The organism is Lacimonas salitolerans, assembly GCF_042677865.1.
GTDB classification, from domain to species: Bacteria; Pseudomonadota; Alphaproteobacteria; order Rhodobacterales; family Rhodobacteraceae; genus Lutimaribacter; species Lutimaribacter salitolerans.
This window is the reverse complement of sequence record NZ_JBHUDD010000054.1, coordinates 20,598-43,853: the sequence shown is the minus strand read 5'-3', so window position 1 is coordinate 43,853 and position 23,256 is coordinate 20,598. Positions and strand designations below refer to the sequence as shown.

Below are 23,256 nucleotides of genomic sequence, written 5' to 3'. Positions count from 1 at the left end.
ATGTTCCGAAATGTTCCTATAAAGTTCTTTACAGATGATTAAGGATATGAGAACAAAGAGGCAACACATAGGAACGAAGCAGGAGTAACCAAGATGCTGACCCAGATCGTTACCGCCGCGCGCCGCAACCGTGACACGCTGGCCTCCGATGCGCTTGGCATCGCTTCGCTTATGGTGATGCTGGTGGCCGGTCTGCACCTGCCCGTTCTGTCCTGAGTTTCTGCCTGCGCGACTGGCCCGAAGCGCGGCGCATCCCCATCCCCATAGGATGCGCTGCCGAGATATTGCCTGTCTCAATCCTGTCCCAGGGTCTCTGCCTCTGACCCGCCTTCGGATGACCAGATTGCGCCACTTTCCGCCGCCGTCCCTGTGACGCGCGGCGGTTTTTTTTTGTGTGGAGGCAGAGGGATCAGGCGGTGTGGTGTGCCTCGACCTCGGCCATCGCCTCGGCCAGCGCCTCGATCGACAGCAAGATCGAGGCATGGCGATTGCGGTATTCGCGTGCGGGGCGCAGCACCTCGAACCCTTCGAACGGGGCGGGTGGTGTCGGTCCGTCCTCTTTCAGCATGGCGCGCAGGGCATCGCGCGCCGCTTCGATCTGCGGCCGCGTGGCCCCGATCGCAGCCCCGCCGACGACAGCTGCGGCGGCCTGACCCAAGGCGCAGGCTTTGACATCCTGGCCGAACCGGACCAGCCTGCCATCCGCCAGGTCCACATCCACGGTGACCATCGACCCGCACACCGGCGAGCGTTTGCGCACCGTGGCCTGCGGATTGTCCAGCCTTTGATGATGGGGAATGTCCGCTGCCAGTTCCAGGATGCGCCCGGAATAGAGCTTGATCATATCGGTTTCGGCACTCATGGCTTTTCCTTCGTGGCTTGTCGCCATAGATAGGCCCTGCCGCGCCCGATGCCAAAGGAAAATGCCATGCCCTTCGATCCCGACAGTCTGACCTATGACGACCGTGGGCTGATCCCCGCCATTGCGCAAGACGCCGAAACCGGCGAAGTCCTGATGATGGCCTGGATGAACCGCGACGCCGTGTCGCGCACGCTGGAGACCGGGCGGGTGACCTACTGGAGCCGCTCGCGGCAGGCGTTCTGGATCAAGGGCGAAAGCAGCGGCCATGTGCAGGAGCTGGTTGAGATGCGGGTGGATTGCGACCGCGACTGCCTGCTTGTTCTGGTGCACCAGACCGGACCGGCCTGCCACACCAACCGGCGCAGTTGTTTCTATACCGCGCTGCGCGAGGGCGCAGAGGTCGAGATCATGACGCCGATGGCCTAGGGGGCGCTGCCCCCGGCGCGCGTTCCGCGCGACTCCCCCGGAGTTTACGGGCAAGATGAAGATCAGGACCCAACCATGCGGCGGATGTCCTGTGGGCTGGCCCCGTCGGCACGAAAGGTGGCGATGGCGCGGGCGTCGTCGCGCTTGGCCAGCCGTTTGCCTCCGTCATCGCGGATCAGCCTGTGATGGTGATAGACCGGGGTGGGCAGGCCCAGAAGCCGTTGCAGTAGGGCGTGGACCGGTGTGGCGCTGAACAGGTCGTGGCCGCGCGTCACATGGGAGATGGCCTGCGCCGCGTCATCGACGACCACCGACAGGTGATAGGAGGTGCCGAAATCGCGCCGTGCGATCACGACGTCGCCGATGGTGGTTTGTGCGGTGCCGGTGGCAAGGACGATGCGACCGGTCTCGCCTTTGGGGCCGCTGCCGGTTTCGGTGAAGCTGACCGGTCCGGCGCGCTCCATCGCGCGGGCCATGTCCAGGCGCAGGGCGCAATCTGTCGGTACAGGGCCTGTCGGCGGCGTGTCGGGGCGGCATGTGCCGGGGTAGACGATGCCATCGGGGCCAAGCATCGGCGCGCCTTCCTGCGGGGCGCTGGCGGCCTGGGCGATGTCGCGCCGGTTGCAGTGGCAGGGGTAAAGAAGGCCAGATTGCCACAGGGTATCAATGGCTTGGGCGTAGGCCTTCATGTTGTCGGACTGGCGCAGGACGGGCTGCGGCCAGGTCAGCCCCAGCCAATGCAGGTCGTCGTAGATCTGCGCCTCCCATTCAGGTCTGGCGCGGGTCTGGTCGATATCCTCGATCCGCAGCAGGCATCGCCCGCCCTGCGCCTGCGCCATGTCAAAGGCGACAAAGGCGGCATAGGCGTGGCCCAGATGCAGCGGGCCGGTGGGCGATGGGGCAAAGCGGGTGCGGATCGTCACGCTTTTTCAAGCACATAGACATTCGCGCCCAGATCGAGGGCGGCGATATGCGGGCCATGCTCGCGCATTTTCAGGCGGGCGGCGGCGGTGTCGAGCCACTCGTTCAGCTTGGCCTCGTACTCGGGGCGTTCCAGCGCATGATCGTTGAACGAAAAGGCAAACAGGCCGCCCATGGGCAACAGGTGCATGATGTCGTCAAACACCGACAAGGGCGCCGCTCCGACACCGATGACGCCGACGGCGGCAATCATCGGATAGCTTTCGGCGCTGACCGGGGGCGGGGTGTCAGGATCGGCCAGCAGAACATTGCGGTAGATGCCCTTGTCCCTTGCCACGTCCAGCATCTCGGGTGTCACGTCGAGCCCGTCAACACAGGTGAAGCCGGCCGTTGCAAAGGCGTCGCCCGACATCCCCGTGCCACAACCATAGTCCAGCAGAGGCATCGACGGGTCGGGGGTGAACCGCCTCAGCGCCTTGGCGATCCGCAGCGGTGTGGCATAGCCGTTGGCCTTCAGATCAGCCTCGTAGCTGGTGGCCCATTCGGCGTAGAGTTGGCGGGTATCCCCGTCCTCGGGGATGTCGTAGACGCGGTCAAAGAAAGTCTTGGTCATGCCCCCAGTATAGGCTGCAGGGTCAGGCTGCGTCCAGTGCGCCGTTCCCCAGCCACTCTGACCATGCCGCCTTGGCCCGGTCGGTATAGGCCTTGTAGCGGTCCTTGCGCCCCTTGCGCCCGCCTTTCAGCCCATCCAGCGGGCGGAACAGGCCGAAGTTCACGTTCATCGGCTGAAACGTCTTGGCCTCGGCCCCGCCGGTGATGTGATGGATCAGCGCCCCCATTGCGGTGTCCTGCGGCACCTCGGGCATGGGCCGACCCAGGATTTCGGCGGCGGCCATGCGCCCGGCCAGCAAGCCCATGGCCGAGGATTCCACATAGCCTTCGACCCCTGTGATCTGACCGGCAAAGCGGATGTTGGGCCGCGATTTCAGCCGCATCTGCGCATCCAGAAGGGTGGGCGAGTTGATAAAGGTGTTGCGGTGGATCCCGCCCAACCGTGCAAAGCTGGCATTCTGCAAACCCGGTATCATTTTGAAAACAGCGGTTTGCGCGCCGTATTTCATCTTGGTCTGGAAGCCCACGATATTGTACAGCGTCCCCAACGCGTTGTCGCGGCGTAGCTGCACCACGGCATAGGCCTTGGTGTCGGGATCATGCGCGTTGGTCAGGCCGATGGGCTTCATCGGGCCGTGGCGCAGGGTTTCGCGGCCGCGCTCGGCCATCACCTCGATCGGCAGGCATCCGTCGAAATACTTTGCCGTTTCGCCCTCGTGAAACTCGGTCTTGTCGGCGGCCAGCAGCGCGTCGATGAAGGCCTCGTACTGATCGCGGGTCATCGGGCAGTTGATATAGGCCTTTTGCTCTGCCTCGGTCTCGCCCTTGTCATAGCGCGACTGCTCCCACGCCACCGACATGTCGATGGTGTCGGCATAGACGATGGGCGCGATGGCGTCGAAAAAGGCCAGCCGTTCCGCCCCTGTCTCATCTGCTATGGCCTGCCCCAGCGCGTCCGAGGTCAGCGGCCCGGTGGCGATGATCCAGTGGCCATCGGTGGGCAGATCGGTGATTTCCTCGTGGCTGACGGTCACGTTGGGCAGGGCGTGCAGGGTATCGGTGACGGCCTGCGAGAACACGTCGCGATCCACCGCAAGCGCGCCGCCTGCGGGCAGGCGGTGGCGGTCGGCCATGGCCATGATCAGCCCGCCGGCGGCGCGCATTTCCCAATGCAGCAGCCCGACGGCGTTCTGTTCGTCATCGTCCGAGCGGAACGAGTTCGAGCAGACCATTTCGGCCAGATTGCCGGTGCGATGGGCAAAGGTTTCGACTTTGGGGCGCATTTCGTGGATCACCACGTCTACACCCGCCTGGGCGGCCTGCCATGCGGCCTCGGCACCGGCCATGCCGCCGCCTACGATATGCAATGTCTTTTTCATGCCTGTGATCTAGGGGATTGCGGACGATTTGGCAAAGGGTAAGCGATAATCGCCGTCAGCACCGGCGCGGTCGATCCAGCGCGGTCGCAGTGGTGTTTCAGCGGAGCTGACGTGGGTCGCCGTACATGGTTTCCCGGCAACCAGTGAGAGGCTGGCCTGGAGAGACGTAGGCCGACAATCCTGCCGGCAACCCACACACGCATACCCACCGAGCGCATCCGGAGCATGCTCCGAGCTCGATCGCTAAAGTTGTAGCAACAAAGGCCCGTACGGGAAAGCGCCGACGGTGGAAACTATGGGGCACAATTGTGGAAACAATGGCATCACTGCGGCCAGATTGGCGGGCGTTTTTCCAGAAACGCGGCGATGCCCTCGACCGTGTCGCGATACAGCATGTTCTGCACCATGACGTCCCCGGTATAGTCATAGGCGTCATCAAGGGTCATTTCGACCTGGGTGTAGAACGCCTCCTTGCCGATTCTGACCGCCGCGCCAAGTTTCGCGGCGACGGTTTCGGCCAGGTCCTGTGCAGCCTCGTCGAGTTGATCGGGCGCCACGACGCGGTTGACCAGCCCCAGCGCCTCGGCCCGCTCGGCGGGGATGAACTGTCCGGTGGTCAGCATCTCGAACGCGTGCTTGCGCGGGATGTTGCGGGTCAGCGCCACCATCGGGGTCGAGCAGAACAGCCCGATGTTGACACCGTTGACGCCGAATTTCGTGCCCTGCGCGGCCACGGCCATGTCGCAGCTTGCCACAAGCTGACAACCCGCCGCGGTGGCGATGCCGTGGACCTGCGCGATCACCGGCTGGGGCAGGGCCCGGATGCTGGTCATCATGGTGGCGCAGCGGTCGAACAGATCCTTGAAATAGGCGCGCTCGCCATCCTCGGCCTGTCGCCCGGCGGTCATTTCTTTGAGGTCGTGACCCGCGCAGAACGCCTTGCCCGCGCCCTTGATCACCACTGCACGAGTCGTGGCGTCGCCTTGCAGCGTGTCGAATTGTTCCTGCAAGGCGGCCAGCATCCCGTCGCTGAGCGCATTGAGCTTTTCCGGCGCGTTCAGCGTCAGGTGGGCGACCGCATTCGTGTCGTGACGTTCCAGCAGGGTCATCTTGTCCTCCGATCCAATTCCGGACAACTCTAGCTGCGGGACGGGACGGAGGACAAGATGACCCTGAAGATGGAAGTGGCGGAACTGACCGATTTCATGGCGGCGGAGTTTCCGCAGGTGGCCCCGGATTTCGCGATCGACCGGCTGGCACCGATGGAAATCGACCTGCGGCTGAAGGTCGAGGGGCGCCATCTGCGCCCGGGCGGCACGGTGTCGGGACCGTCGATGTTCTCGCTGGCCGATTGCGCGATCTACCTGGCCGTGCTGGCGATGATCGGCCCGCAGGGTCTGGCGGTGACGACCAATGGCAGCATCGATTTCATGCGCAAACCCGCGTCGGGCAAGGATATCGTCGCCCGCTGCCGGTTGCTGAAACTGGGCCGGGTCTTGGCGGTGGGCGATGTGCTGATGTATTCCGACGGGGTGGATCAGCCCGTGGCGCGGGCGTCGATGACCTATTCGATTCCGCCGCGCTAGGCGCGTCGGCCGGGCAGGGGGGCGCTGCCCCCCTCGGCCTTGCGGCCTCACCCCCCCCGGGATATTTTCAGAGAGAGGAAGACCCGGGCAGCAGCCGTGCGACATAGCCGGGTAGGGCAAAGGCCGCCTTGTGGACCTGCGGCGTGTAGTAGTAGGGGGCCAGCCCCGCCGCGTCGAACCGGCCTTGCAGCACATCCGGCGGCGTGGCGCGCGCGTCGCCATCGGTGCCCCAGCCAAAGGCCATCGGCCCGCCCGCGTAGGTCGGGATCGAGGCCAAGTAGCAGGTGGCATCGGCAAACAGAGCGGTAAAGGCGCGCATGGTGTTGGTCAGTTCCTGCGGCTGCAGGAAGGGCACGCCGTTCTGCGTGACAAGGATACCGTTCGGGGCCAGCGCGCGTTTGGCGTGGCCATAGAATGTGTCGGTGAACAGCACCTCGCCCGGGCCGACCGGATCGGTGGAATCGACGATGATGACGTCGAAGCCGCCCTTGGTGTCGCGCATGAAATCGGCACCATCGGCGATGACCAGATCAAGGCGCGGATCGTCGAATGCCCCCGCGCTGAGGCTGGGGAGGTACTGCCTGGAAAACGCCACCACGCCGCCGTCGATCTCGACCATGGTGACATGGCTGACGGTTGCGTGTTTCAGCACCTCGCGCGCCATGCCGCCATCGCCGCCGCCGATGATGCAGACCCGTGCCGCCGCGCCATGGGCGAGGATCGGCACATGGGTCAGCATCTCGTGGTAGATGGCGTTGTCGGCCTCGGTGGTCTGGACCACGTCATCGAGGGTGAGAACCCGGCCAAAGGTCGGATTCTCGAACACGCGCAGGCGCTGATGCGCGGTTTCGCTGTCATAGATCAGCTTGTCCACACGCAGGCTCTGGGCGTAGTCGGCATGCAGTGCCTCGGTTGACCAGTCGGTCATGCCGGTATGCCCGCCTCGGACACCACGCCCTCGCCACGGCGCAACTGGCGCACGCGGACATCGGCGGTGTTGAACGCGCGGGCCAGCACATCGACGGCCAGCCAGGGCTTGGCATCGCCACACATGAACACGTCGAACGCGCCATAGTCGATCTCGGGCCACGTGTGGACCGAGATGTGGCTTTCGGCCAGAACCGCCACGCCCGATACGCCCTGGGGCGAGAACTTGTGGGTGTGGATATGCAGCAGCGTCGCGCCACAGGTGGTGACGATATCGCGGAATGCGTTGGCAATGCGCGCCTCGTCATCCAGCCCTTCGCCCTGCACCACCTCGATGATCAGATGGGTGCCAGCGAAAACGCCGTTTTCGTCGCGGATGAAATGATCGTCGCGCGTATCGTCGAATACGTCGCGGTCGCATGCGGGGGTTACCCCTCGCGTGGTGTCTTCCTCTTGGGCGCCTGTCTCCAGACCGTACCCCAGTTGGAAGAGGTTTACGTCTTTCATGACGTGCCTCCTTCAAGCCAGCAGTGCGTTCCAGTCGGTCCCTTAGCGCCCCCCGGGAAGTCATCACGGGTTGGGATCGGTTCCGAAAGTAGGGGGCACTTAAGGCCTGCGGCTGACTCGATCAAGGTGTTTCTCGCAGGTGCGGCGAAAAATCATGGACCTATGGTTTTGCTGCGTCATCTAGGGCGGGTGCGCTTGTGTTCCGGCGGCGGGCAGGTGTTCATGGCGCAGGAGGCAAGACAGATGGATCAGGCAGCGGCAGATCACAGACGGGCGGTGCAGGCGGTGGGGCTGTTGTTGCTGGCATTGGTCTGTTTCGACCTGATGGGCGTTCTGGTGCGGCTGTTGTCGGCGCGCTATTCGCCTCTGGAACTGTCGGCCTATCGCAATGTTCTGGGGATCGTGCCCAGCCTGGCCTTGCTGGTGGCGACCGGAGAGCTGCGCCTGCGCGGCACCAACCTGCGGATCGAGAAGTGGCCGCTGGCGGTGGTCCGCGGCCTGGTCGTGGCCGTGGCGCAGGTGTTTTTCTACGGTGCCTTGGCGGTGCTGGAGCTGGCCACGGTGTCTGCGCTGGCGCAGACCAATGCGCTCTTTGTCGTGATGCTGTCGGTGGTGCTGCTGGGCGAACGGGTGGGCCCATGGCGCATCGCGGCGCTGGTCATCGGCTTTGCCGGGGCGGTGTGGATCATGCGCCCGGGCAGCGAGGCGTTCTCGGTCTATGCGCTTTTGCCGGTGGGGGCGGCGCTGTGCTATGCGTTCTCGATGATCTCGGTGCGGTTCTTTGGCCCGGGCACGTCGAACGGGTTGCTGTATCTTTACGCCTCGGGGTCGGCGGCGGTGGGCGCGATCATCCTTGCGGCTCTGACGACCGAGTTCACGGCGCTGGCAAGCTGGCAGGATGCGGGGATGATCTTTGTCATGTCCACTTTGGGCGGGACGGGGGTGCTGTTCATGATGCTGGCCTACCGGATGGGGGCGCCATCGCTGCTGGCGCCATTCGGGTATTTCGGGTTGATCACCGCCTTTGTCTTTGGCTGGGTGTTTTTCGGCGAGGCGCCGGTGGATACCCTGTTTCCGGGCGTGTTGCTGATCGTGGCTGCGGGGGCGCTGATCATCTGGCGCGAAAGGCGGGTCAAAACCGTGGTCTGAGCATCCGGTTTATTGGGGTAAAATAATACCTATTTTGCAAGATGCTGTTTTTGCAGTGATAAATCCCGTATTGTGCGCTTGACCGGAAACTTGCGGGGTATATAACCGCGCAATCCGAATAGGGCTGCGGGCGTGTTCCGTGGCCATGACCTGAAAACAGTGGTGATCCCGAATGAAAACCTTTTCTGCAACGCCTGCAGACATCGAGAAGAAATGGATCCTGATCGACGCCGAGGGCGTTGTTCTGGGCCGTCTCGCCTCGATCGTCGCGATGCGCCTGCGTGGCAAGCACAAGCCCAGCTTTACGCCGCACATGGACATGGGTGACAATGTCATCATCATCAACGCCGACAAGGTGCAGATGACTGGCAACAAGCGCACCGACAAGAAATACTACTGGCACACCGGCCACCCGGGCGGCATCAAGCACCGCACCGCAGGTGAACTGCTTGAGGGCAAGTACCCTGAGCGTGTCGTGACCGCCGCGATCAAGCGGATGCTGCCGGGCAATACCCTGGCACGCCAGCAGATGACCAACCTGCGCGTCTACGCCGGTGCCGCGCATCCGCACGAGGCGCAAAGCCCCGAGGTGCTGGATGTGAAATCCATGAACTCCAAGAACACGCGGGTGGCAAAATAATGGCTGATCAGATCAATTCCCTGGAAGAGCTGAAGGGCGCGGTTTCCGACGACCTGGCCACCATGGTCGAAGAAGCGCCGCGTGAACCCGTTCGCGACAGCCTTGGCCGGTCCTATGCCACCGGCAAGCGCAAGGATGCGGTTGCCCGCGTGTGGATCAAGCCCGGTTCGGGCAAGGTCACCGTGAACGGCAAGGAAATGCACGTCTATTTCGCGCGCCCGGTGCTGCAGATGATCCTGCGCCAGCCCTTCGATGTGGCCGGTGTCACGGGCGAGTTCGACGTGATGGCGACCGTCAAGGGCGGTGGCCTGTCCGGTCAGGCGGGTGCCGTGCGTCATGGTGTGTCCAAGGCGCTGCAGCTTTATGAACCGTCGCTGCGCGGCGCGCTGAAAGCGGCAGGCTTCCTGACCCGCGACAGCCGCGTGGTCGAGCGCAAGAAATACGGTCGTCGCAAGGCGCGCCGGAGTTTCCAGTTCTCCAAGCGCTGATTTTTCCGCGCAAAGTTTTGGCAAGGGGCCGTCCGGATGGGCGGCCCTTTTTCGTTCGGGTCTTGAACTGTCTGTGATGCGCGCACACGCAGTGAGGCTTGCAATCGCCATGCACCGGACCTGCGCTGTTCGCCTCAGTCGTCAGCCGGGATCAATCCCAGGCCACGCAGGTAGACGCCGATGGCCGATTCCAGCAATTCCTCGGGCGGGAAGGGGCTGGCGCGACCGGGTGAGTTGCGCGCGAACAACTCGACCACGCCATGCGACATGGCCCAGATATGCGCCGAGAACATCGCGGCCGGCGGGCGTTTTTCGGGCGGGATATGCTGGGACAGATCGCGCGCTGCCCGTTCCAGAACGTCCGAGGCGCGCATCGCCACGGCGGCCAAATCGGCGTTGCGGTTGATGCTAATGCCGCTTTCGAACATTGCGATGTAGTGGCCGGGATATTTGCGCGCAAAGGCCAGATAGGCGCGACCCGTCGCCTCGAACGCGGCAAGAGCCGAAGGCTGGCCGGTCTGATAGGCGTAATCCATCAGATCGGAAAAAATCTCGTAGCCTTGCCGTGCGGCCTCGGCGATCAGGTCTTCGCGGCCCTCGAAATGGCGATAGACGGCGGCGGGGGTCACGCCGGCCTGTTTTGCCGCCTCGGACAGGGTAAAGCCGGTCGGGCCTTTCTCCTCGATCAACGCCAATGCCGCATCGACAAGGGCCTGTCGCAGATTTCCGTGGTGATAGCCGCGTTTAGCCATCCCAGATACCCGGATCGCCGCAAATCGCGTCGTCGATCGGGCCGATGGCGGCGGCATCCTTGCGGTCATAATCCAGCGCATGCAGCACGGTGCGGATGGCGGCCAGCCGCGCGCGTTTCTTGTCATCCGAACGGATCACCGTCCAGGGCGCAAAGGTGGTGTGACTGCGTGCCAGCGTCTCCTTGATCGCCTCGGAATAGGCATCCCATTTCTGTAGCCCCTCGACGTCGATCCGGCTGAGTTTCCATTGCTTCAGCGGGTCGTTTTCGCGGTCAAGAAACCGCTGCAACTGTTCGGCCTGGCCAACGTTGAGCCAGAACTTGAACAGGTGAATCCCCTCGTCGACCAGCATGCGCTCGAAATCGGGGACTTGCGTAAAGAAATGCAGCCGCTGGTCCGGGGTGCAAAAGCCGAACACATGCTCGACCACGCCACGGTTGTACCAGCTGCGGTCATAGAACACGATTTCGCCGCCGGCGGGCAGGTGGTCGACATAGCGCTGGAAATACCATTGCGTCTGTTCCACGTCCGACGGTTTGGACAGCGCGACAACCCGTGCGCCGCGCGGGTTCAGGTTTTCGCGGAACCGCTTGATCGTGCCACCCTTGCCGGCGGCGTCGCGGCCTTCGAACACCATGGCGATGCGGGTGCCGGACGCCTTGACCCAGTGCTGCAGCTTGACCAGTTCGATCTGCAGCCGGTCCATGTCGCGATCATAGGTCTTGCCCTTCATCCGTTCGGAATGGGGGTAGTCGGGGTTCAGGATGTCATCCTTGTCGGCGCGCGCGATCGCTTCGCGTATCGGTCTGGGGGCGTCGTTGTGGTAGAAATCGCTGATCGCGCCGTCAAATGGCAGCTCCATAAGCCTCTCCTTTTTTCGGCACAGTATGAGATGTTAACCGGGTTAACGCAATCGCGCGCGGCGGGCGGCACGGTCAATCGCGGCCTCGACCGCCTCGGGGGCGGCATGGTGTGGCATGTGGCCGATGCCGTCCAAACGGGTCAGGTTGGCGCCTGGGATCTGGCGCGACAGCGGTTCAGAGTGGATGTCCAGCGGCACGGTGGTGTCTTCGGTGCCGTGCACGATCTCGACCGGCATTTGCAGCGTCGGATAACGTTCGCTCATCTCGACCAGGTGCGGGCGCAGGGTGTTGACCTGCCGCGCGTTGGCGCGAAAGCTTTCGCGCCGCAGGGTCAGCCCCGCGCCGATATGCCGGGAATAGCCGGGGGGAACGGGGTCGGGCGCAAAGATGCCGGCCAGCGCGTCGTCCACCCGGTCTTCGGGCGCCCAGGCGGTGATCAGCGGCGCGATCAGCGCGCCGCCCCAGCTTGACCCGATGACCCGGTACAGCGGCCCCAAACCACCTGGCCAGGGGTTGGAGGCACCCGCCACCACGATCAGCCCGGCGGTGTCATCGGGACGCGCCAACCCCCAGGCCAGCGCCACCGCACCCCCATAGGAATGGCCCAGCACAAGCGGTCGTTTGACACCCAGTTGATCCGCAGCAGCCTGCAACAGCGCGGCCTGCTCCATCGGGCTTTCGCCCTTCGGATTCCAAGGGCCATAGGTCTCGGAGGCGCGCTCGGACCAGCCAAGGCCCGGACGGTCAAAGGCGATGACGCGGTAATCGTCTTTCAGCCGGTCGATAAAGGAAAAGGTGAAATCGCGGGTGTTGCCACTGGCCCCGTGCAACAGCACCAGGTCGGGGCCGGACCCTTCGATATGGGCATGGATGGTGCGGCCCTGCACCTCGATCAGCTTGCCTGTCGGGGGATAGCGCGACTCCGCCGACGCCTCGCGCAGGTCGGCCTGACGGTCGACCACCACGCCACACCCCGCCAAGGCGGCGATGGTCAGGGCGGCGCCCAGCATTCTAAGTCCCGATCTGCGTGATGTCATATGGCGTGGTCTGGTATATCTGGTTGATCCAGTTGCCATATAGGAGATGTGCGTGGCTGCGCCACCTGTTCTGCGGCAGCATCAAGGGATTGTCATCGGGATAGTAGTTGACCGGCACCGTGACAGGCGTGCCGCTTGCGATATCCCGGTCATATTCTTCCTTCAGCGTGTAGCTGTCGTATTCCAGGTGGTTGAAGATATAAAGCGCGCGATGGTCCGTATCCTCGACCAGACATGGCCCCACCTCGTCGCTGCCCAGCAATGTGGTCAGCCCCGGCACCGCGTCGATATCGGGTTGGCGCACTTCGGTCCAGCGGCTGACGGGGATCACGCAATCGTCGGAAAATCCGCGCAGATAGGGCGAAGCCGGGTCAAGGTTGCGGTGCCGGAAACAGCCGAATGCCTTTGACCCAAGCATATGCTTGAGCACGCCGTTGAAATAGTTGATCATCGCCATCCCGCCCCAGCACACGCCAAAGGTGGACAACACGTTGGTCTGGGTCCAGTCGAACACGCGGGTCAGCTCGTCCCAGTATGTCACCTCGTCGAAGGGCAGATGCTCGACCGGGGCGCCGGTGATCACCAGCCCGTCGAATTTCTCGCCGGTATCGGCCACTTCGCAGAACGGGCGATAGAACGCCTCCATATGCTCGGCGGCGGTGTTGCGGGTGGCGTGCTCGCTCATGCGGATCAGGCTGAACTCGATCTGCAAGGGCGTGGCGCCGATCAGTCGGGCAAACTGGTTTTCGGTCTGGATCTTCTTGGGCATCAGGTTCAGCAGGCCGATGCGCAGCGGGCGGATGTCCTGCCGTGCGGCTGCATCCTCGGACATGACCATCACGCCCTCGCGCGTGAGCACGTCAAAGGCCGGCAGATCAGAGGGCAGTTTAATCGGCATGGGTCGGTCGAGTCCTTGTGTGGGTCAGCGTGTGGTCAGGGTATCTGCGATCAGCGTGTCGAAATCAGCAGCGGTTCTTACCCGTGCCACGTCATCGGCAGATATGGTGATGCCCCAGCGCGCAGCCATCTTTTCATAGCGCGGTTGACGATGTGCCAGCGCCTGCGCATAGGTCCAGCGGATGAAGGCATCAGGATCAACATCGCCTTCCTTCATGTTGTTTTCGTTCAGATACTGGTGCCAGACCCGGTTCAGGAATTCGGGCTGATACGACATCGGCTTGGGCGCGCGGTCAAAGCGGCGGATCAGTTCGGCGGTATGCGCCGCGTCTCCCTTGATCCAGACCATCAGCGTGTGCTGCGCCAGTTCCGTCATCAGCGGGTCATGCGGATCATCTGGATCGACCCATTCACAGATCGACCCGCCAGTATCGCAGACGAAATGCGGATAGCCATACAGCCGCTCGGCCCGTTCGATGAAATAGGCAGTGTCCATCAGTGCGTGAATTTCAGCCGTACGGAACTGCCCCTGCCGGCGGGTGTACTCGTCATAGGCCAGCCCGCCGCGTTCGGGATCGCCCGGCTTGCCCAGATAGGCCGAGACGGGCGCCAGATTGTCGAAGGTGATGTTGGAGCCGATATAGATCGAATCCGACAACAACAGCTTGCGCAGGAACGGCACCTTCATCGCGTGGGCCTTGGCGTTGTCGGCGATATACTCGCCCATGTAGCGCGTGCCGATGCGGTAATCGATCGAATAGTGGAACCAGTCGCCGCTGTCGCGCAGCATGCTGGACACATGGGTCTTGCCCAGCCCCGACATGGCAAAGAACAGCACCCGCCTGCGCGTTGCGCTGCGCCACTCATCGGCAGTCTGATACAGCATCGGCCATCCCCCGTGTCACCCGCCATCTGTTAGCGGGCGGGCGCGGGGGGGTCAAACGCTTGGCACCCGGCGGCGCGTTTCCGTCCAGATATTCAGGTAATTGCCCCCGAAAATGAACAAAGCGCCCAAAAACACGAACATGTCCAGCGGCTCGCCATAGAAGGCCATGCCCACCACGGCGATCAGCGGCAGGCGCACGAAATCCAGCGGCACCACGACGGTTGCCGGGGCCAGCGCCAGCGCGGTGGTCAGGCAGAAATGCGCCAGCAGCCCGGCGCATCCGATCAGCACCAGCAGGGGCAGGGTGCTGGCATCGGGCAGGGCGATGTCACCATCATACCCGGCACAGACCAGCCCCATCACCACCTGCATTGCCGTCATGTAGAACAGGATGCAGGTCAGGCTTTCGGTGCGCGTCAGCCGCTTGGTAAAGATGATCGAGACGGCAAAGCCGATCGCGGCCAGTGCGGCGGTCATCACGCCGATGTTCATGCTTTCCGGGCTGGGACGGGCGACGATCAGGATGCCGACGAACCCCAGCAGCGCGGCGATCACCCGCGCCTGCGTGAACCGCTCGCCCAGAACCAGCGGCGACAGCACCAGCACCCACAGCGGCGAGGTGAACTCCAGCGCAAAGACCTGCGCGAGCGGAATCATCGTGACCGCAAAGAACCAAAGGTTCTGCCCGGTGAAATGACCTACATTGCGGATCAGGTGCAGCCCCATGTGCCGCCGCGTGATCTGTCCCAGCGTGCCCGCCGCCGCGCCCACACCCAGCACGATCAGCAGCCCGACGATGCTGCGATACATCATGATTTCAAAAGTATCGAGCTGAAAGCTGACAGCACGCCCCGCAACGGCCATCGTGGAAAATGAGGCGATCGCCCCGGTCATCCACAACGCCGCGGTCAGCACGTTGCGCGTTCCGCCCTCAATCATGATGGACTGTTTCCAAGGGGCCGAAACAGCCTTGGGGTGTCAACGGCCCGTCAGGCCGGTCGGTGTGGCCGGTCAGGGTCACTCCCATTCGATCGTGCCCGGTGGCTTGCTGGTCACGTCATAGGTGACGCGGTTGATGCCACGCACCTCGTTGATGATCCGCGTCGCGGTTTCGCCAAGGAAATCATGGCTGAACGGGTAGTAATCCGCCGTCATTCCGTCGACCGATGTCACGGCGCGCAGCGCGCAGGCGAAATCATAGGTCCGCCCGTCGCCCATCACACCCACCGTGCGCACCGGCAGGATGGCAACAAAGGCCTGCCAGATATCATCATACAGGCCATGCTTGCGGATCTGGTCGATGAACACCGCGTCGGCCTTGCGCAGGATCGCCAGCTTTTCGCGGGTGATCTCGCCAGGGCAGCGAATGGCAAGACCGGGGCCGGGAAACGGATGGCGCCCGATAAAGCTGTCGGGCAGGCCCAGCTCGCGGCCCAGTGCGCGCACCTCGTCCTTGAACAGCTCGCGCAGGGGTTCAACCAGCTTCAGCCCCATCTTTTCGGGCAGGCCGCCGACATTGTGGTGGCTCTTGATCGTCACCGACGGCCCACCCGAAAAGCTGACCGATTCGATCACATCCGGGTAGAGCGTGCCCTGCGCCAGAAATTCGGCGCCCTCGATGTCGCTTGCGTATTTCTGGAACACGTCGATGAACAGCCGACCGATGATCTTGCGTTTGGTTTCGGGGTCCGACACACCGTCCAGCTCGCCCAGGAACAGCTCGGCCTCGTCGGCGTGGATCAGCGGGATGTTGTAGTGATCGCGGAACATGGTGACGACCTCGTCGGCCTCGTTCTGGCGCAACAGCCCGTGGTCGACGAACACGCAGGTCAGCTGGTCGCCGATCGCCTCGTGGATCAACACGGCGGCGACCGAGGAATCAACCCCGCCGGACAGGCCGCAAATGACCTTTTTGTCGCTCACCTGATCGCGGATCAGGCGGATCGCCTCGTCTCGATAGGCGTCCATGGTCCAGTCGCCGGTGAACCCCGCCAGCCGGATGAAGTTTTCATACAGCGTCTTGCCGTTCGGTGTGTGGTGCACCTCGGGGTGGAACTGCACCGCGAAAAACTGCCGGTCCAGATCGGCGGTGATCGCGAACGGGGCTCCTGGCGAGGTGCCCAGAACCTGAAAACCAGGTGCGATTTCAGACACATGATCGCCATGGCTCATCCAGACCTGCTCGCGGCCCGAGCCGTCCAGGAACCAGCCGTTCAGGAAATCGGGACGCGCCTCGGAGGGGCTGACCCAGGCGCGGCCAAACTCGGCCGTGGCATGCTCGCCCGCTTCGACCTTGCCGCCCAGATCGTGCATCATAACCTGCTGGCCATAGCAGATGCCAAGGATCGGCACGCCAAGGTCATAGGCCCGCGCGGGCGGGCGCGGGCTGCCTTCGCGCATCACCGAATCCGGCCCGCCGGAAAAGATGATCGCGCGCGGCGAGAACTCCTCCAGGAACGCGTCGGTCACGTTCTGATAGGGGTGGATTTCGCAATAGACATTCAACTCGCGCAGACGACGCGCGATAAGCTGCGTCACCTGGCTGCCAAAGTCGATGATAAGAAGGCGGTCATGCTGTGTCATGCCCGCCGAATACGGCCTTGCGCGCGGGCGCGCAAGCGGGTTGCGCGCCGTTGCGGCATGTCGCTTTCCCCCCTCAAGCGCCGCAAATCCGCAGCAGCGCCGTCGCATGCTGCGTTATGAGGTGACAAACCAAGCCGCGCAAGGACCACGCCGATGGAGGAAGTAACCATGACACAGGCAGATGCCCCCCGGAGACCTGCCCGCGGCGGTGGTGGGGCGGCGCGGCGCGCCTCGCGCAGCACGGTGTCGTTCGAAACCGCCCGGTTTATCGAGCGCAACATCCCCGATTTCGACATCCTGACCGAAGAGGCGCTAGAGATCATCGAGGCCAATGCCGAAACCGTGCTGGCCGAGATCGGGGTGAATTTCGTCAACAACGCCCCCGCGCTGGAGCTGTGGCGGCAGGCCGGGGCCGAGATCGAGGGTGAGCGCGTGCGCATCCCCCGCGGTCTGGCCCGGCAGCTTTGCGCCACGGCGCCCCGCCAGTTCACCCAGCACGCCCGCAATCCTGCGCGCAACGTCGAGATCGGCGGGCGCAACCTGGTGCTGGCCCCGGTCTACGGCCCGCCCTTCGTGCATGACGTCAACGGCGGGCGCCGCTATGCCACGATGGAGGATTTTCGCAAGTTCGTGAAGCTGGGCTATATGTCCAAATGGCTGCACCATTCCGGCGGCACGGTCTGCGAACCCACCGATGTCGCAGTGAACAAGCGCCATCTGGACATGCTGCACGCCCATATGACCCTGTCTGACAAGCCGTTCATGGGGTCTGTTACCGAAAAAAGCCGCGCGCAGGACAGCGTGGACATGTGCGAGATCCTGTTCGGGCGCGAGTTTGTCCAGAACAACACGGTGATGACCAGCCTGATCAACATCAACTCGCCGCTGACCTTCGACGACGTGATGATGGGCGCGCTCGAGGTCTATGCCGCCAACAACCAAGCCTGCATCATCAGCCCCTTCATCGTGGGCGGGGCCATGGCGCCTGTGTCCGTCGCAGGCACGCTGACGCAGGTTCTGGCCGAGGTGATGGCCGGGATCGCCTATTCCCAGCTGATCCGCCCCGGTGCGCCGGTGATCTTTGGCGCGTTCGTCACCTCGATCGACATGAACAGCGGCGCGCCCACGTTCGGCACGCCCGAGGCCGCGCAGATCACCTATGGCGCGGGGCAACTGGCGCGGCGACTGGGGCTGCCCTATCGCTCGGCCGGGTCGTTCAACGGCTCGAAACTGCCCGATGCGCAGGCGGCCTATGAAACCGCGAACACGCTGAACGTGGGCCTGTTGTCGGGCGTCAACTTCATGCTGCACGCCTGCGGCTGGCTTGAAGGCGGGCTGGTCGCCAGCTTCGAGAAATTCGTGATGGATGCCGACCAGCTTGGCGCGCTGCACAAGCTGGCGCAGGGCGTGTCCGTGGACCCAGACGCACAGGCCATGGATGCCCTGCGCGAGGTGGGCCCGGGCGGGCATTTCCTGGGCTGCGCCCATACGCAGGCGCATTTCAAATCCGCCTTCTGGAAATCCGACCTGCTGGATTACAAACCCTACGAGACATGGTCCGAAGAGGGTGCGCGCGACACCGTGATGCTGGCCGCTGCGCGTGTGGAAAAGATGCTGGGCGACTACCAGCAACCCGGCATGGACCCTGCCATCGCCGAGGCTCTGGCGGCTTTTGTCGCCGCCAGAAAAGCATCGGAGCCCGACGCCTTCAGTTGACCTCGCAGCCATGCGAGGTGCGGATCAGCCGCGCCTCGCCCATCATCGCGATCAGAACCGTGACATGGCGCAGCGGTGCATAAGCCGCGTCGCCCCGGCGGCGCTCCGCGTCGATCTCGTGCTCCAGGTCCAGCAGCGCCATAAGCGCGGCCCCATTGCCGGGCAGTGCGTTGCATTTCAGCAGGGGGCGCAGATGCACGCCCCTGCGATACTCCTTTACCCCCAGACGCGCGGCCCGCAGCAACAGGCGCGGACGACGCAGATTGCCCAGCATTGAGGTGATGTCGTGCATGATGTGCTCCTTCTGGATTGCAAGGCGCAGATAAGCACAACCTAAGGGCGCGTTGCGTGTTGCCACGCTTCACCGTTCGCAGGGTTTTCCCAACGTTCACCATTTCCTAACCAAACTTGCCAAATCGCAAATGGTTAACGGACAGGCAAGTTTTTCCCACCTAAATGCTTAACAAACTGGGGAGTTCGTGTGGATAAGTGGGGCAATGCCGTTGACCTTTTCTTGCGGAGGAAGTGGATCGAACCGATGCTGAAACACCAAGGCGCGCCCGTACCGGACTGGGTTCCGGTTTCTGCCACGCGCTATCTGGCGCATACCGAAGGGGGGTTGCCGATACGGGAACTGGCCCGCCATGCCGGATGCCACGCATCGACCGTTCTGCGCCAGATCCGGCGGCTGGAAAGTCGCCGGGAGGATACGCTGGTCGACGAGGCATTGCGCCATCTGGGCATGTCGCTGTTCCCGCCCGACCGGCCGGATTGCAACAAGGACACCAGCCGCATGACCGCCAAGACCATTCAGCCCGATCTGCCCCCTGATGAACAGACCCTTCACCGCGAGGCCGCGCGCATCCTGCGTCGCCTCTCGGAGGCCGGCGCGATCCTGGCCGTGGCCGCTGATATGGAAAAGGCCGTCGTGGTGCGCGACACCCCTGTCGGCAGCAACCGCACTGCGGTGGTTGCGCGCAACGTCGCGCAAGCCATGGCGCTGAAGGACTGGATCGCCTGCGAGGCGCCGGGCCGTGTATCGCGCTATTCGATCACCGCCGCCGGGCGCGCTGCGCTGTCGCAGATGGTGGCCCGGTCCGATCCGCCCCGAGGGTTCGCCGACGCGCAGACAGCCTTTGGCGATCAGCACCGCAGGTGGGACGACCGCACCGTGGACGAGGGCGGTGCGCGTCGCCGTATTCGCTACAATATCAATGAATCGCCTGTGACTCTTTTGGCGCGGCGCAAGGACCGTGATGGCAAACCGTTCCTGGGCCACGACCTGGTGGCCGCAGGCGACCGACTGCGCGAGGACTTCGAACTAGCACAGATGGGGCCGCGCGTGGCGCAGAACTGGGACAGGTTCCTGACCGGCTCAGATCGCGGCAGTTTCGGTTTTGCCGACGGGGCAGGGCGCGGATCCGAGGGCGCGCGCGACCGTGTGGCCGCCGCGCTGCGCGCGCTTGGTCCGGGGCTGGGGGATGTGGCTTTGCGCTGCTGCTGTTTTCTCGAAGGGCTGGAGACGGCGGAAAAACGCATGGGCTGGTCAGCGCGCTCGGGCAAGATCGTGCTGCGCATCGCGCTGCAACGGCTCAAGGCGCATTACGACCGTCAGGGGCCGGGCGGGTCGATGATCGGCTGACCGGATACGGTCAGCACCGCCTCTGCCCGGGCCAGATCCTGCGCGGTGTTGATGTTGAAGAACGGCGGAGGCTGTGCCGCGTCGAACCGCACCGGCACGGCCCCTGCCTGGTCGCAAAGGGCCCGCATGCGCCGCTCACCGCCTGCCAGTGCCACGCGCAGATCGACGGTCAGCGACACCGGCCACATCCCGCAGACCGGGTGCAGCCGCACCGTGCCATCGGGCTCGACCGTTTCCGCAACGGCGGCGGTCGCCTTGGCCGCACCAAGCCGCGCCACAAAATCACGGGGCAGAAACGGCGTGTCACCCGCCACCGTCACCACCCGATCGGCCCCTTGCGCGTGTGCCCAGTCCAGTGCTGCCAGAACGCCCGCCATCGGCCCCGGAAACCCGGGCACCGGATCGGGCAGCACTGGCAGGCCCAGCCCGGCCCAGCGGGCGGGATCGCCGTTGGCATTGATGGCGATCGCCCCGACCTGACCGCGCAGGCCCGACAGCAGATGGTCGATCACCCGCGCACCGCCCAAGGGCATCAGCGCCTTGTCGGCCCCACCCATACGGCGTGCCTGTCCACCGGCAAGGATCACGGCGGGAAAAAGGGGGATCATGCTGTCACATTGCCTCGGTCTGCGCTACGGACCTATCCTGACACGCCAGATGTTTCGGGAAAACCGCCCATGACGCTTTTCGCCATCGCCTGCACGCCGGACACAGACAGGCAACTCGCGCAGCTTTGCACAGACCTATCCGGGCAGGGGCACAGGCTGGCCGGCGTGGTGCAGATGCGCGGCCGTCTCGGCGAAATGATCCTGACCGATGCGGGCGGTCAGTTAAGCCACACAATCTCGCAAGACCTAGGGCCCGGCGCGGGCGGCTGCCGTCTGGACCCCGCCGCGCTGGAACAGTCCGTGCAGCAGGTCGCCGCCGCCTTGCCCCGAGCCGACGTCCTGTTCATCAACCGCTTCGGACGGCAGGAACAGGCCGGGCGCGGCTTTGTGCCGCTAATCGCGGATGCATTGGACGCCGGTAAGCCCGTCGTCATCGCTGTAGCCCAGGAAAAGCGTGCCGCTTTCGATGCCTTCGCAGGCGCGCTTGCCGACTGGATCACGCCAGACCAGCTGGCGCGGGCGGTCCCTCTTCATCTTGCCCGGAAAACTCCGGGGTGGATTGGGCCAACGNCAAGAGGGGCAGCGCCCCTCACACCGCCGCGCCGATGGCGCGGGAAAACCGGCGCCGCGCCCCGCGCGGCACCGCTGGATCACGCCGCCTGCCGCAAGCTCTCCGGCGGAAGGAACCGCGCGCCGTATTTCGCGGCCAGCTCCTCGCAGCGCGCCACGAACCTTGCGCGGCCATAGGTCTCGACGAACTGGGCATAGCCGCCGGTCCAGGTGGGCGCGCCTATTCCCATGATCGAGCCGATATTGGCGTCGGGCACGGATCGCAGCACGCCTTCGTCGAGGCAGCGCAGGGTTTCCAGCACGGCGCGGAACAGCATGCGGTCCTTGATGTCCTGATCCGGGATATTCACTCTGTCTTCGCGCCATTTGGCCAGACCCGGCCAGAATGCCTTGCCGTCCTCTGGGTAGTCAAAGAACCCGCCGCCCGCGCCGCGCCCCTTGCGCCCGGCCTGCACCATCTCGCGCAGCAGGGCGCGGGCCTCGGGCGTTGCGTCACCGTCGGTTGAGCGCAGGCCCATGCCCACCTGCGTGTCGAAGATGTCGACGGCCAGCGACAGCTTGACCTCGTCATACAGGCTCAGCATGCCCGTCGGAAATCCCACCGCACGGCCCAGGTTTTCCACCCGCACCGGGTCCAGCCCTTCGGCCACCATCTGCGCGGCCTCGTCCATCTTGGTGCCGATGGTGCGCGAGGTGTAGAACCCCGTGCTGTCGTTCACCACGATGGCGGTCTTGCCGATCTGGCGCGCGAAATCAAAGGCGCGGGCCAGCGTCTCGTCGTCGGTTTTCTCGCCCACCACGATCTCCAGCAGCGGCATCTTGTCCACCGGCGAAAAGAAATGCAGCCCGATGAATTTCTCAGGCCGCGCCGCCCCCTGCGCCAGCCGACCGATCGGCAGGGTCGAGGTGTTCGACCCCCAGAACCCCGCATCGCCCAACAGCGCCTCATGCTCGGCCAGTACCGCCTCTTTCACGTCGAGGCGTTCAAACACCGCCTCGATGATCAGATCGCAACCTTGCAGCGACTGCGCCTGATCTGTGGGCGTGATCCGCGCCAGCACCGCATCCGCCGCCGCCTGATCCATCCGGCCCTTCGCGATGCGCTTGTCCAACAGGCGTTTGGTGTACCCTTTGCCACGCTCCGCCGCTTCAAGGCTTGTGTCCTTCAGCACCACCTCGATCGCGGCCATGGCCGCCGAATAGGCAATGCCCTGACCCATCATGCCCGCGCCCAGGATGCCCAGTTTCGTAACCTTGGATTTCGGCACATCCTTTGGCCGCGCGGCGCCGCCGTTGACCTTGTTCAGGTCAAAGAAGAACGCCTGTATCATGTTCTTTGTCACCGGCAGCGGTACCAGCGAGGCGAACTGTCGGCTTTCATACCGCTGCGCGCTGTCGAAATCGACGTTCGACGCGGTGTTGGCCATGATGTCCATGATCTTGCCCGGCGCGGGCAGCAATCCACGGGTCTTCTTGAACAGCATGGCCGATCCTGCCGCCATGCGCGGCGCGGCAGAGGCGCTGTTCGACGGCCCGCCGGGGATGCGATAGGCGCGGTCGTCCCAGGGCTGGGTGTGCGCCGCCGCATCACCCTGCACGGATTTGATGTGATCCTTTGCGCGCGGCACCAGCGCCGCGATGCTGTCCACGAGTTCGTGGATCAGACCGGCCTTCAACGCGGCCTGCGCGGGCACCATCCGACCCTCCAGAACAAAGGGCATCGCGTCCTCGATCCCCAGCATGTAGGTCAGCCGCACCACGCCCCCGCCACCGGGCAGCAGGCCCAGCGTGACCTCGGGCAGGCCGATCTTGACCGCGGGCACGTCGGCGGCGATGCGGTGGTGGCAGGCCAGGCAGATTTCGAATCCGCCGCCCGCCGCCGCCCCGTTGATCGCGGCCACCACCGGCACGCCCAGACGCTCCAATCGGCGCTTGTTGGCCTTGGTGCGCTCGACGTTGTCGTAGATCTCCTGTTCCTGCCCGGGCTCAACCCCGATCAGCCATTTCAGGTCGCCCCCGGCAAAGAATGTCGGCTTGGCCGATGTCAGGACCACCCCGGTCAGGCCGGTTTCGGCGCAGAGCTTGTCGGTCATCTCCTGATACAGACCGTCGAACTCGGCGTTCATCGCGTTGACCGGCCCGTCCATGTCCATTGTGATGGTCACGATGCCATCAGCATCCTTTTCGTAACGAAATTCACCCATG

26 protein-coding genes are annotated in these 23,256 nt (G+C 64.1%); 9 read left to right on the top strand and 17 right to left on the bottom strand.

The window, feature by feature from the left end:
- Nucleotides 1-93 precede the first annotated feature (93 nt).
- On the top strand, nucleotides 94-216 hold the full coding sequence (locus tag ACFTOW_RS10220; protein WP_379915289.1) for a hypothetical protein: 123 nt from the start codon (nucleotides 94-96) through the stop codon (nucleotides 214-216).
- Between the two features lie 193 nt (nucleotides 217-409).
- Here ACFTOW_RS10220 and ACFTOW_RS10215 read toward each other — a convergent pair whose 3' ends face one another.
- Nucleotides 410-862, bottom strand: coding sequence for an iron-sulfur cluster assembly scaffold protein (locus ACFTOW_RS10215; RefSeq protein ID WP_379915287.1), 453 nt, complete (start codon nucleotides 860-862; stop codon nucleotides 410-412).
- Nucleotides 863-928: 66 nt separating this feature from the next.
- Here ACFTOW_RS10215 and hisI point away from each other — a divergent pair, with 66 nt between their 5' ends.
- Nucleotides 929-1,288 (top strand): phosphoribosyl-AMP cyclohydrolase, encoded by a 360-nt coding sequence (hisI, locus tag ACFTOW_RS10210; protein WP_379915285.1) that lies wholly within the window; start codon nucleotides 929-931, stop codon nucleotides 1,286-1,288.
- Between the two features lie 62 nt (nucleotides 1,289-1,350).
- Here hisI and gluQRS read toward each other — a convergent pair whose 3' ends face one another.
- From gluQRS to ACFTOW_RS10190, 4 genes are all read right to left on the bottom strand, one after another.
- Nucleotides 1,351-2,211, bottom strand: a complete 861-nt coding sequence (gluQRS, locus tag ACFTOW_RS10205) for a tRNA glutamyl-Q(34) synthetase GluQRS (RefSeq protein ID WP_379915283.1) — start codon at nucleotides 2,209-2,211, stop codon at nucleotides 1,351-1,353.
- On the bottom strand, nucleotides 2,208-2,822 hold the full coding sequence (locus ACFTOW_RS10200) for a class I SAM-dependent DNA methyltransferase (protein ID WP_379915281.1): 615 nt from the start codon (nucleotides 2,820-2,822) through the stop codon (nucleotides 2,208-2,210). The genes gluQRS and ACFTOW_RS10200 overlap by 4 nt, the downstream gene beginning before the upstream one ends.
- Before the next feature lie 22 nt (nucleotides 2,823-2,844).
- The gene (trmFO, locus tag ACFTOW_RS10195) at nucleotides 2,845-4,200 is read right to left on the bottom strand and encodes a methylenetetrahydrofolate--tRNA-(uracil(54)-C(5))-methyltransferase (FADH(2)-oxidizing) TrmFO (protein ID WP_379915279.1); all 1,356 of its coding nucleotides are present in this window, start codon (nucleotides 4,198-4,200) and stop codon (nucleotides 2,845-2,847) included.
- Between the two features lie 323 nt (nucleotides 4,201-4,523).
- Nucleotides 4,524-5,309: an enoyl-CoA hydratase gene (locus ACFTOW_RS10190; protein ID WP_379915277.1), complete on the bottom strand. Its 786-nt coding sequence runs from the start codon at nucleotides 5,307-5,309 to the stop codon at nucleotides 4,524-4,526.
- A gap of 57 nt (nucleotides 5,310-5,366) precedes the next feature.
- Between ACFTOW_RS10190 and ACFTOW_RS10185 the strand changes: the two genes are divergently transcribed.
- The gene (locus ACFTOW_RS10185) at nucleotides 5,367-5,786 is read left to right on the top strand and encodes a PaaI family thioesterase (RefSeq protein ID WP_379915275.1); all 420 of its coding nucleotides are present in this window, start codon (nucleotides 5,367-5,369) and stop codon (nucleotides 5,784-5,786) included.
- Nucleotides 5,787-5,853: 67 nt separating this feature from the next.
- On the opposite strand, the gene speE is transcribed toward ACFTOW_RS10185, so the two are convergent.
- Complete coding sequence (gene speE, locus ACFTOW_RS10180; protein WP_379915274.1) at nucleotides 5,854-6,714, bottom strand: polyamine aminopropyltransferase; 861 nt, start codon at nucleotides 6,712-6,714, stop codon at nucleotides 5,854-5,856.
- On the bottom strand, nucleotides 6,711-7,220 hold the full coding sequence (gene speD / locus ACFTOW_RS10175) for an adenosylmethionine decarboxylase (RefSeq protein ID WP_379915271.1): 510 nt from the start codon (nucleotides 7,218-7,220) through the stop codon (nucleotides 6,711-6,713). Before speD ends, speE begins: the two co-directional genes overlap by 4 nt.
- A gap of 243 nt (nucleotides 7,221-7,463) precedes the next feature.
- On the opposite strand from speD, the gene ACFTOW_RS10170 reads away from it, so the two are divergent.
- From ACFTOW_RS10170 to rpsI, 3 genes are all read left to right on the top strand, one after another.
- The gene (locus tag ACFTOW_RS10170) at nucleotides 7,464-8,369 is read left to right on the top strand and encodes a DMT family transporter (RefSeq protein ID WP_379915269.1); all 906 of its coding nucleotides are present in this window, start codon (nucleotides 7,464-7,466) and stop codon (nucleotides 8,367-8,369) included.
- A 172-nt stretch (nucleotides 8,370-8,541) separates the two neighbouring features.
- Nucleotides 8,542-9,009 (top strand): 50S ribosomal protein L13, encoded by a 468-nt coding sequence (gene rplM / locus ACFTOW_RS10165; RefSeq protein ID WP_379915267.1) that lies wholly within the window; start codon nucleotides 8,542-8,544, stop codon nucleotides 9,007-9,009.
- Nucleotides 9,009-9,497 carry a 30S ribosomal protein S9 gene (rpsI, locus tag ACFTOW_RS10160; protein WP_379915265.1) on the top strand — a complete coding sequence of 163 codons (489 nt, stop codon included), beginning with the start codon at nucleotides 9,009-9,011 and terminating at the stop codon, nucleotides 9,495-9,497. Before rplM ends, rpsI begins: the two co-directional genes overlap by 1 nt.
- Before the next feature lie 134 nt (nucleotides 9,498-9,631).
- Here rpsI and ACFTOW_RS10155 read toward each other — a convergent pair whose 3' ends face one another.
- The 7 genes from ACFTOW_RS10155 to guaA form a co-directional block, all read right to left on the bottom strand.
- The gene (locus ACFTOW_RS10155; protein WP_379915263.1) at nucleotides 9,632-10,249 is read right to left on the bottom strand and encodes a TetR/AcrR family transcriptional regulator; all 618 of its coding nucleotides are present in this window, start codon (nucleotides 10,247-10,249) and stop codon (nucleotides 9,632-9,634) included.
- Complete coding sequence (ppk2, locus tag ACFTOW_RS10150) at nucleotides 10,242-11,111, bottom strand: polyphosphate kinase 2 (protein WP_379915261.1); 870 nt, start codon at nucleotides 11,109-11,111, stop codon at nucleotides 10,242-10,244. Before ppk2 ends, ACFTOW_RS10155 begins: the two co-directional genes overlap by 8 nt.
- A 42-nt stretch (nucleotides 11,112-11,153) precedes the next feature.
- Entirely contained in the window at nucleotides 11,154-12,122 is a 969-nt protein-coding gene (locus tag ACFTOW_RS10145) for an alpha/beta fold hydrolase (protein WP_379915259.1), read from the bottom strand.
- Between the two features lies 1 nt (nucleotide 12,123).
- Nucleotides 12,124-13,047, bottom strand: coding sequence for a homoserine O-succinyltransferase (locus tag ACFTOW_RS10140; protein WP_379915257.1), 924 nt, complete (start codon nucleotides 13,045-13,047; stop codon nucleotides 12,124-12,126).
- 24 nt (nucleotides 13,048-13,071) lie between these two features.
- Nucleotides 13,072-13,932 (bottom strand): ATPase, encoded by an 861-nt coding sequence (locus ACFTOW_RS10135; protein ID WP_379915255.1) that lies wholly within the window; start codon nucleotides 13,930-13,932, stop codon nucleotides 13,072-13,074.
- A gap of 51 nt (nucleotides 13,933-13,983) precedes the next feature.
- On the bottom strand, nucleotides 13,984-14,871 hold the full coding sequence (locus ACFTOW_RS10130; protein WP_379915253.1) for a DMT family transporter: 888 nt from the start codon (nucleotides 14,869-14,871) through the stop codon (nucleotides 13,984-13,986).
- 78 nt (nucleotides 14,872-14,949) lie between these two features.
- On the bottom strand, nucleotides 14,950-16,515 hold the full coding sequence (guaA, locus tag ACFTOW_RS10125) for a glutamine-hydrolyzing GMP synthase (protein WP_379915251.1): 1,566 nt from the start codon (nucleotides 16,513-16,515) through the stop codon (nucleotides 14,950-14,952).
- 168 nt (nucleotides 16,516-16,683) lie between these two features.
- On the opposite strand from guaA, the gene ACFTOW_RS10120 reads away from it, so the two are divergent.
- On the top strand, nucleotides 16,684-18,231 hold the full coding sequence (locus ACFTOW_RS10120; RefSeq protein WP_379915249.1) for a trimethylamine methyltransferase family protein: 1,548 nt from the start codon (nucleotides 16,684-16,686) through the stop codon (nucleotides 18,229-18,231).
- Here ACFTOW_RS10120 and ACFTOW_RS10115 read toward each other — a convergent pair.
- Nucleotides 18,224-18,523 (bottom strand): DUF6477 family protein, encoded by a 300-nt coding sequence (locus ACFTOW_RS10115; RefSeq protein ID WP_379915247.1) that lies wholly within the window; start codon nucleotides 18,521-18,523, stop codon nucleotides 18,224-18,226. The two genes, ACFTOW_RS10120 and ACFTOW_RS10115, sit on opposite strands and share 8 nt — an antisense overlap.
- Nucleotides 18,524-18,769: 246 nt before the next feature.
- On the opposite strand from ACFTOW_RS10115, the gene ACFTOW_RS10110 reads away from it, so the two are divergent.
- Nucleotides 18,770-19,873, top strand: a complete 1,104-nt coding sequence (locus ACFTOW_RS10110) for a DUF6456 domain-containing protein (protein WP_379915245.1) — start codon at nucleotides 18,770-18,772, stop codon at nucleotides 19,871-19,873.
- On the opposite strand, the gene mobA is transcribed toward ACFTOW_RS10110, so the two are convergent.
- The gene (gene mobA / locus ACFTOW_RS10105) at nucleotides 19,843-20,481 is read right to left on the bottom strand and encodes a molybdenum cofactor guanylyltransferase MobA (RefSeq protein ID WP_379915243.1); all 639 of its coding nucleotides are present in this window, start codon (nucleotides 20,479-20,481) and stop codon (nucleotides 19,843-19,845) included. The two genes, ACFTOW_RS10110 and mobA, sit on opposite strands and share 31 nt — an antisense overlap.
- Between mobA and ACFTOW_RS10100 the strand changes: the two genes are divergently transcribed.
- Complete coding sequence (locus ACFTOW_RS10100; protein WP_465261608.1) at nucleotides 20,374-21,228, top strand: DUF2478 domain-containing protein; 855 nt, start codon at nucleotides 20,374-20,376, stop codon at nucleotides 21,226-21,228. The genes mobA and ACFTOW_RS10100 overlap by 108 nt on opposite strands.
- Here ACFTOW_RS10100 and ACFTOW_RS10095 read toward each other — a convergent pair.
- Nucleotides 21,132-23,255 carry a 3-hydroxyacyl-CoA dehydrogenase NAD-binding domain-containing protein gene (locus ACFTOW_RS10095; RefSeq protein WP_379915239.1) on the bottom strand — a complete coding sequence of 708 codons (2,124 nt, stop codon included), beginning with the start codon at nucleotides 23,253-23,255 and terminating at the stop codon, nucleotides 21,132-21,134. The genes ACFTOW_RS10100 and ACFTOW_RS10095 overlap by 97 nt on opposite strands.
- Nucleotide 23,256: the final 1 nt, after the last annotated feature.

What these genes read in the sequence shown, in the direction of transcription:
- guaA (WP_379915251.1), bottom strand. Translation starts at nt 16,515, where the DNA reads ATGACACAGCATGACCGCCTTCTTATCATCGACTTTGGCAGCCAGGTG.
- ppk2 (WP_379915261.1), bottom strand. Translation starts at nt 11,111, where the DNA reads ATGGAGCTGCCATTTGACGGCGCGATCAGCGATTTCTACCACAACGAC.
- ACFTOW_RS10135 (WP_379915255.1), bottom strand. Translation starts at nt 13,932, where the DNA reads ATGCTGTATCAGACTGCCGATGAGTGGCGCAGCGCAACGCGCAGGCGG.
- ACFTOW_RS10145 (WP_379915259.1), bottom strand. Translation starts at nt 12,122, where the DNA reads ATGCTGGGCGCCGCCCTGACCATCGCCGCCTTGGCGGGGTGTGGCGTG.
- speE (WP_379915274.1), bottom strand. Translation starts at nt 6,714, where the DNA reads ATGACCGACTGGTCAACCGAGGCACTGCATGCCGACTACGCCCAGAGC.
- ACFTOW_RS10220 (WP_379915289.1), top strand. Translation starts at nt 94, where the DNA reads ATGCTGACCCAGATCGTTACCGCCGCGCGCCGCAACCGTGACACGCTG.
- ACFTOW_RS10140 (WP_379915257.1), bottom strand. Translation starts at nt 13,047, where the DNA reads ATGCCGATTAAACTGCCCTCTGATCTGCCGGCCTTTGACGTGCTCACG.
- hisI (WP_379915285.1), top strand. Translation starts at nt 929, where the DNA reads ATGCCCTTCGATCCCGACAGTCTGACCTATGACGACCGTGGGCTGATC.
- rplM (WP_379915267.1), top strand. Translation starts at nt 8,542, where the DNA reads ATGAAAACCTTTTCTGCAACGCCTGCAGACATCGAGAAGAAATGGATC.
- ACFTOW_RS10095 (WP_379915239.1), bottom strand. Translation starts at nt 23,255, where the DNA reads ATGGGTGAATTTCGTTACGAAAAGGATGCTGATGGCATCGTGACCATC.
- rpsI (WP_379915265.1), top strand. Translation starts at nt 9,009, where the DNA reads ATGGCTGATCAGATCAATTCCCTGGAAGAGCTGAAGGGCGCGGTTTCC.
- ACFTOW_RS10185 (WP_379915275.1), top strand. Translation starts at nt 5,367, where the DNA reads ATGACCCTGAAGATGGAAGTGGCGGAACTGACCGATTTCATGGCGGCG.
- ACFTOW_RS10155 (WP_379915263.1), bottom strand. Translation starts at nt 10,249, where the DNA reads ATGGCTAAACGCGGCTATCACCACGGAAATCTGCGACAGGCCCTTGTC.
- ACFTOW_RS10215 (WP_379915287.1), bottom strand. Translation starts at nt 862, where the DNA reads ATGAGTGCCGAAACCGATATGATCAAGCTCTATTCCGGGCGCATCCTG.
- speD (WP_379915271.1), bottom strand. Translation starts at nt 7,220, where the DNA reads ATGAAAGACGTAAACCTCTTCCAACTGGGGTACGGTCTGGAGACAGGC.
- ACFTOW_RS10130 (WP_379915253.1), bottom strand. Translation starts at nt 14,871, where the DNA reads ATGATTGAGGGCGGAACGCGCAACGTGCTGACCGCGGCGTTGTGGATG.
- ACFTOW_RS10110 (WP_379915245.1), top strand. Translation starts at nt 18,770, where the DNA reads ATGCTGAAACACCAAGGCGCGCCCGTACCGGACTGGGTTCCGGTTTCT.
- ACFTOW_RS10200 (WP_379915281.1), bottom strand. Translation starts at nt 2,822, where the DNA reads ATGACCAAGACTTTCTTTGACCGCGTCTACGACATCCCCGAGGACGGG.
- ACFTOW_RS10115 (WP_379915247.1), bottom strand. Translation starts at nt 18,523, where the DNA reads ATGCACGACATCACCTCAATGCTGGGCAATCTGCGTCGTCCGCGCCTG.
- mobA (WP_379915243.1), bottom strand. Translation starts at nt 20,481, where the DNA reads ATGATCCCCCTTTTTCCCGCCGTGATCCTTGCCGGTGGACAGGCACGC.
- ACFTOW_RS10190 (WP_379915277.1), bottom strand. Translation starts at nt 5,309, where the DNA reads ATGACCCTGCTGGAACGTCACGACACGAATGCGGTCGCCCACCTGACG.
- trmFO (WP_379915279.1), bottom strand. Translation starts at nt 4,200, where the DNA reads ATGAAAAAGACATTGCATATCGTAGGCGGCGGCATGGCCGGTGCCGAG.
- ACFTOW_RS10170 (WP_379915269.1), top strand. Translation starts at nt 7,464, where the DNA reads ATGGATCAGGCAGCGGCAGATCACAGACGGGCGGTGCAGGCGGTGGGG.
- ACFTOW_RS10120 (WP_379915249.1), top strand. Translation starts at nt 16,684, where the DNA reads ATGACACAGGCAGATGCCCCCCGGAGACCTGCCCGCGGCGGTGGTGGG.